At 28.2% G+C, this 6,356-nt stretch carries 7 protein-coding genes and 1 other annotated feature; of the genes, 2 read left to right on the forward strand and 5 right to left on the reverse strand.

Going from position 1 to position 6,356, the window contains the following annotated elements:
- Positions 1-491: 491 nt before the first annotated feature.
- The 4 genes from tyrS to AB2369_RS10415 form a co-directional block, all read right to left on the reverse strand.
- The gene (gene tyrS, locus AB2369_RS10400; RefSeq protein ID WP_367666414.1) at positions 492-1,712 is read right to left on the reverse strand and encodes a tyrosine--tRNA ligase; all 1,221 of its coding nucleotides are present in this window, start codon (positions 1,710-1,712) and stop codon (positions 492-494) included.
- Positions 1,713-1,885: 173 nt separating this feature from the next.
- Entirely contained in the window at positions 1,886-2,299 is a 414-nt protein-coding gene (locus AB2369_RS10405) for a hypothetical protein (RefSeq protein ID WP_367666415.1), read from the reverse strand.
- Positions 2,300-2,687: 388 nt separating this feature from the next.
- The gene (locus AB2369_RS10410) at positions 2,688-3,779 is read right to left on the reverse strand and encodes a diguanylate cyclase (protein WP_367666416.1); all 1,092 of its coding nucleotides are present in this window, start codon (positions 3,777-3,779) and stop codon (positions 2,688-2,690) included.
- A 75-nt stretch (positions 3,780-3,854) separates the two neighbouring features.
- Positions 3,855-4,349 carry a YajQ family cyclic di-GMP-binding protein gene (locus AB2369_RS10415; RefSeq protein ID WP_367666417.1) on the reverse strand — a complete coding sequence of 165 codons (495 nt, stop codon included), beginning with the start codon at positions 4,347-4,349 and terminating at the stop codon, positions 3,855-3,857.
- Between the two features lie 276 nt (positions 4,350-4,625).
- Here AB2369_RS10415 and AB2369_RS10420 point away from each other — a divergent pair, with 276 nt between their 5' ends.
- On the forward strand, positions 4,626-4,784 hold the full coding sequence (locus AB2369_RS10420) for a zinc-ribbon domain-containing protein (protein ID WP_367666418.1): 159 nt from the start codon (positions 4,626-4,628) through the stop codon (positions 4,782-4,784).
- Positions 4,785-4,871: 87 nt separating this feature from the next.
- On the opposite strand, the gene AB2369_RS10425 is transcribed toward AB2369_RS10420, so the two are convergent.
- Positions 4,872-5,429, reverse strand: coding sequence for an ECF transporter S component (locus AB2369_RS10425; RefSeq protein WP_367666419.1), 558 nt, complete (start codon positions 5,427-5,429; stop codon positions 4,872-4,874).
- Positions 5,430-5,570: 141 nt separating this feature from the next.
- On the opposite strand from AB2369_RS10425, the gene AB2369_RS10430 reads away from it, so the two are divergent.
- A complete protein-coding gene (locus tag AB2369_RS10430) occupies positions 5,571-5,726 on the forward strand; it encodes a lmo0937 family membrane protein (RefSeq protein WP_367666420.1) in 156 nt (51 codons plus the stop codon).
- 105 nt (positions 5,727-5,831) lie between these two features.
- Positions 5,832-6,064 (forward strand) — a binding site (T-box leader).
- Positions 6,065-6,356: the final 292 nt, after the last annotated feature.

Here is a 6,356-nt window from a genome sequence, read left to right on the forward strand (position 1 = left end):
TACTACATCTCTATCTCCAAGCTTTTCTATAACTTTTGCTGAAACTACTTGTCCTATTTTCATAGAACCTAAATCATTTTTAGTTTTTCTAAGTTCAATATCATTATAGACCTTATTTAATCCAGAAACTATTGGCATATCTACCTCCAAAGAAACTATTATATATATTCTATCGTATCATATACCTATAATCTAAAACTACTTTTATATATAAATTTATTTCTTATATTGGTTTTTAAACTCTCACTTAAGCCCTATATTTTATCCATTGATTTTTTATATTTATATATACTTTACTTAAAAGTAACCTAGAAATTTTACTTATATGAGCACTTCTCTTTATTATACCTTTATTTTTAAAAACTATATTATCTATGAAAAACAAAAAAATTAACACTATGAGATTATAAACTTTTAATAATACTCATGGTGTTAATCTTTTAATCCTATGGATAAATATAAGTATAATTCTAAATTACACTTTATCTTATTTATTCTATAACTATCTTATGATAATTCTTCTTACCTCTTTTTATAAGAGCATAGCTATCTTTAAAATCTTCCTCTGTTAAAGCCTTAGAAACTTCAACTACCTTAACATCATTTAAGGATAACCCATTTTGTTGAATTAATCTTCTTCCCTCTCCCTTAGAAGGTATTACCTTTCCTTCAACTAAGATATCAAGAAGAGTTTTATTTAAATCTTCCTTAGTTATTGTAACTGTTGGAACATTGCTAAGGTCAACTCCGCCACCAAATAACGCCTCTGCTGCTTCTTTAGCCTTCCTTGCTTCTTCTTCTCCATGGATAAGCTTTGTAACCTCATAGGCAAGAACCTTCTTAGCCTCATTTATAGCAGCACCTTCTACTTCACATAAGGACTTTATTTCCTCTATTGGTACAAAAGTTAAAAGTTTTAAGCACTTTTCAACATCAGCATCCCCAACATTTCTCCAGTATTGATAGAACTCATATGGAGTGGTTTTCTCTGCATTAAGCCATAATGCTCCATTTTCTGTTTTTCCCATCTTTTTACCTTCACTATTGGTTAAAAGAGTGCAAGTCATAGCGTAAGCTTGTTTTTGTTCTTTTCTTCTTATTAAATCTGCTCCTGCAATCATATTAGACCATTGGTCATCTCCACCAAGCTGCATTGTACATCCATACTTTTGGTTTAAAACTAAGAAATCATAACCTTGCATTAACATATAGTTAAACTCAAGGAATGAAAGTCCCTTTTCTAATCTTTGTTTAAAACATTCAGCAGTTAGCATTTTATTTACAGAGAAATGAACTCCTATATCTCTTATAAAGTCTACATAATTTAATTTTAAAAGCCAATCTCCATTGTTTGCAAGAATAGCCTTATCATCACTAAAGTCTATAAACTTCTCCATTTGTTTCTTTATGCAACTTACATTATAATCTATGATTTCCTTTGTCATCATTTTTCTCATATCAGTCTTTCCACTTGGGTCACCTATCATAGCAGTACCCCCACCAAGTAAAGCTATTGGTCTGTGTCCAGCTTTTTGCATATGAGACATAAACATCATGGCAATGAAGTGACCAACATGAAGTGAATCTGCAGTTGGATCAAAACCTATGTAGAAGGTTACCTTTTCCTTCTCTAATAACTCTTTTATCTCTTCTTCATGGGTTAATTGTTTTATGTAACCTCTTTCTACTAGCACATCATATACACTAGCCATTGTTATCACTCCTAACTTATTTATACATATACCCTTTATTATATCTTGAAGACATATTTGTCACAAGGTTATATATTTATTTTTTCCTAGAGTTACATAATTAAGTCCCATAAAACTAAGTTTTATGGGACTTTTATACAAAATATCATTATTTTCAATTTTAATGACTTACCCTAAGCTACATATTTTTTTATTGTTTCAGGTAATTCTCCACATATCTCATCATTTAAATTTATATAGAAACATAAATTATATTCTTTAGTAACCCTCTCTAATTTCTTAAATAGGGCCTCTGCTTCATCTATGTTTACCCGTACTATATTAGATAAACCATCAATAAAAATAGTGTCTATATCATAGTTCTCTGATAGTATACCACATAAAAATCCATAGAAACTCTCATAGTCCTTAAGTCCAAATTCCTTAGTAGTAATGAAACGTATTTTTCTGTGTAATTCATGTATAGCTCTGTTGTCATCATCAATATAAACCATATCGCCTTTAGCACTTTGTGCTTTATCATTAGCAAGTTTTATAAGTGCCTTCGTTTTTCCAGAACCTCTCTTATTACAAAATACATGTATCATTTTACCACCCCTTAATTATATTTTAGGTGAAGTGTTTCTTATTAAAAGTATATAATATTCTGAATATTTAATCAATATTAAAATTTTATTATAATGTCTTTTAATATATTATTTACAATATTATACTTCCAAATAAAAAATCCTCCCTCTAAAGCATGTATATGATACTTTCAATCTTAAATTTTTATTAACATATAGAATAATATAAACTTGGATTTTAATATATTAACTCCTTTTCAATCTTCATTGTTATTACTATTATATTCCTTAAATCCATTTACTATACACTAAAATAAAGATATTTATCCTATATATTCCTAATACTTAGTATATAAATATAAAACTTCTGATTTATTAATCAGAAGTTTTATATTGAATATTAGAAATCTTAATATATATTCTCTAAACCATCCTTTGTGGTTACAACCCGATTCTTACCTCTCTCTTTAGCTAAATAAAGGCAATTATCTGCCTTATCTAAAACCATATTAAGGCTATCCCCATCTTCTGGATAGTAAGCTACCCCAAAACTGGCAGTGGTATTCTTACTTATGCCATTAAGACTTATTACATTAGAACATATAGTTTCTCTTATTGATTCAACATATTCTTTAAGCCCTTCTTTATTTTCTCTATTAAGAAGAAAAACCATTTCTTCTCCTCCATACCGGGCAATTAAATCATTTCCTCTAAGTTTCTCTTTAATAAGTTCTATGGTATTTACTAGTATTTCATCCCCATACAAATGACCATAGCTATCATTAAACTGTTTAAAATCATCAAAATCCATCATAACTAAGGCAAAGTTACTATTCTCCGCCTTAATCTTCTCTTCTACAAAGATTCTAAAATACTTTCTATTATATATATTAAGAAGGGAATCCCTCTTAGCGCTTTCTTGTATTCTTTTATAAAGAAAATTATTCTCTATTGCTATAGCGATTTGGTTTGCAATAGAGGTAACAAAAGTAATATGCTCATAAGAAAAATAGTTCCATAGAGTATGCTCTATTACTATATACCCAATAAACTTATATCTAAGTTTTATAGGGACTCCAATAAGAGAATGTATCTTATATATGTTTTCACTAACAGTTTCAAAGATACTTTCTCTACTATTTAACACAAAGGCATTTTTCTTATCGATTTTATCTAGATAATTATGCTCTTTATATAAAGCTTCTTCACTGGGAAGATTTGTAGCTTTTATTATAAATTCTTCTTCTTCTATAAGATATATGGATGAATAGGTAACTCCTAATATCCCTATTATCATATCATTTATCATTGGAATCAAATTATCATCACTTAGATGAGAATTTATATATCTACTTATCTCTACTATATTTACTAGTGCATCTAAGCTTTTACTTAGCTCTATGTTTTTCTCGTTTAGCATCTGTATTTGACTCTCTGCAAAACTTTGATATGTTTCAAATTCATCAGATAATCTTTCATACTTGACCTTAAAGTCCTTCATATTTTTACTCTCCTAAACCCAATTACATATACCCCTAATAAACATTTACCAATAATTAATCAATTTAAATATAATCTATCTATAATTATTAAATTGTAATTCTACTCCAAAATCATTACTCTTTAAAAGGCTTATAGCTTGTTGTAGATCATCTTTATTTTTACCTACAACCCTAATCTTATCATCAATTATTTGTGCTTGAACTTTTATCTTACTATTCTTTATTGTGGATACTATATCCTTTGTATTTTCCTTTGAAAGTCCATTTATAAGCTTGGCATTCTGTTTAACTAATCCTAAAGCTGCTTTCTCTATCTTTAAAAAATTAAGGGCTTTTGGGGAAACCCCTCTTTTTATAAGCTTTCCTTTTAATATATCTATTACAGCTAAAAGCTTATATTCATCATCAGATACTATTTTTATTTCTTCATCCTTTATTACATCTATCTCTGTTTTGCTTCCCTTAAAATCATATCTCTGCTCTATCTCTTTCGTAGCCTGATTTATAGCATTCTTTACCTCTTGAATATTAACCTCAGATACTACATCAAAAGAAAAGCTACTTGCCATAATGTTACCTCCTTACTTATATAATTTATTAAAAAAAGCTCTTAAAGGTCATATATTATAAGTTTAAATTATTTTCAGAATATTATCAATGACAATTGATGAAATTCATATTTTCCAATTGCATTTTTACCTCCATATGGTATAATAATTATAAATATTTTATTTACTGATAGGCAAATAATTTTAGATAATAGTCTCTTCCATGATCTACTTAAATAAGATTCATAGGAAGCAATTATCCCAAAATTATACCTATGAATTTTAGGAGGTTTTTTAATGGAAGATAAGAATTTAGTTTGTAAAGATTGCGGAAAAGATTTCGTATTCACAGCTGGAGAGCAAGAATTCTTTCAATCTAAAGGATTCGAGAATGACCCAGTAAGATGTCCTGACTGTAGAAGAGCTAGAAAAGCTGAGAAGCAAGACAGAAGATAATTAAATCTCAATTATAGAGCACAAAGACCCATATATGGGTCTTTTTTTATTACCTTAATTATGAATATAATATTCTCTATCTCGCTTCTATACTCTATATTTAAAGTTTTTTGAAGCCTTAAGTCCATAAGATAGAGCTATAGCAACAACTATTCCACACAGTCCTTGAAAAATATTTCCTGGTATATCTAAAGATGATAAATATAATGCTGACTTAAATGTAGGTATCCCTTCAAAGAAAAACTTCATAAAAGCCCCGGTAAAATAATAGGCTATTATCATCCATAGAGATGCAAAACTAAATCCTATAATCTGCTTTCTTAAATTAAACCTATTGTCATCACTTATAATTAAAGCTGCAATAAGAGCCATAATCCCCTTTATAACAATAGTAAATGGTGCCCAGAGGACATAAGTTAATAATATATCGGCAAGTCCCATACCTAAAGCTGATGCAATTATAGCCTTTCTTCTTTTTAAAATAATTACAGATATTAAAACCATTCCATCCCCTAAATGAACAAATCCATTATAGGTTTTAATATGAATTACCATAGTAGCAACACATATTAATGCACTCATAAGAGCTATTTGTACTATATCACTAATAGTTAAAGAATTTTTCTTAGCTATGTTATCTTGCATTTTCTTCCCCCCACTAACTTAATATACTTTAATTATAATACTATATTTCTAAAAAATAAAATGTATCCATACACTTAATGAATTAAATCTTTTAATAATAAACATACTAATACCATCCTTATATATAAAGGTGGTGAAATCATGACATTTTTAAAATGGCTTGCAGCTGTAGCAGTGTTTTTCTGGGTTTTAGGACTAATGTTTAATGTAGGAGGATATCTAATAAATATTCTTTTAGTAGCTGCTGCTGTAATTTTCTTAATACATTCTATTTTAGGACGTGAAGAACTCATGTAATAATGTATAAAGTGTTGACAAAATCAACTATAGATAATATTATAATTAATAAGAAAATTTTTATCTGATGGTGGAAAGAACCCCATCTAGAGGAAGATTCATTTTATAAAATCTTAGATAAGAAGTAAGTAAGCTTAAAAACAGGTTTAAAGAGAGCTGTATATGGTGGAATTACAGTAGCTATGATTAAGCTGAATGGGTCTTTGAGATGCTAGGTGAACCTTATTAGTAGCCTTTGCCGTAAGCCTTACGTTATAAAGGATGGATATTATTGTATCTTAAAAGAAAGCATTTTGCTTTAAATGTAGGTGGTACCGCGTGAATTCTACGCCCTATGAGATTTGTCTCATAGGGCTTTTATATTTTTATTTTAATTTTTTAAAGCTAATTAATAACCATTTCTCATATGTATAAATTTAAATGTTAGGATATATTTTTATTATAGAATTTTTAAGATGAACCTTAGTTTATTGATTTAAAATTCTATTGATAAATCAATAAAAAAATCTATGTATAAAAGAAATTTTCACTTAGAAATTATATAAATGTATTTTCACATATAGATTTACACATTATTATAGGGTTCATAGCTGAATTCTTAACTTATACATGCAGCATTAACATTAGAAA

Source organism: Clostridium sp., assembly GCF_040797585.1.
In the GTDB taxonomy this organism is placed as follows: Bacteria; Bacillota; Clostridia; order Clostridiales; family Clostridiaceae; genus Clostridium_Z.

Coding starts and splice junctions, on each gene's coding strand:
- AB2369_RS10405 (WP_367666415.1), bottom strand. CDS start 2,299: ATGATACATGTATTTTGTAATAAGAGAGGTTCTGGAAAAACGAAGGCA.
- AB2369_RS10425 (WP_367666419.1), bottom strand. CDS start 5,429: ATGCAAGATAACATAGCTAAGAAAAATTCTTTAACTATTAGTGATATA.
- AB2369_RS10420 (WP_367666418.1), top strand. CDS start 4,626: ATGGAAGATAAGAATTTAGTTTGTAAAGATTGCGGAAAAGATTTCGTA.
- tyrS (WP_367666414.1), bottom strand. CDS start 1,712: ATGGCTAGTGTATATGATGTGCTAGTAGAAAGAGGTTACATAAAACAA.
- AB2369_RS10415 (WP_367666417.1), bottom strand. CDS start 4,349: ATGGCAAGTAGCTTTTCTTTTGATGTAGTATCTGAGGTTAATATTCAA.
- AB2369_RS10410 (WP_367666416.1), bottom strand. CDS start 3,779: ATGAAGGACTTTAAGGTCAAGTATGAAAGATTATCTGATGAATTTGAA.
- AB2369_RS10430 (WP_367666420.1), top strand. CDS start 5,571: ATGACATTTTTAAAATGGCTTGCAGCTGTAGCAGTGTTTTTCTGGGTT.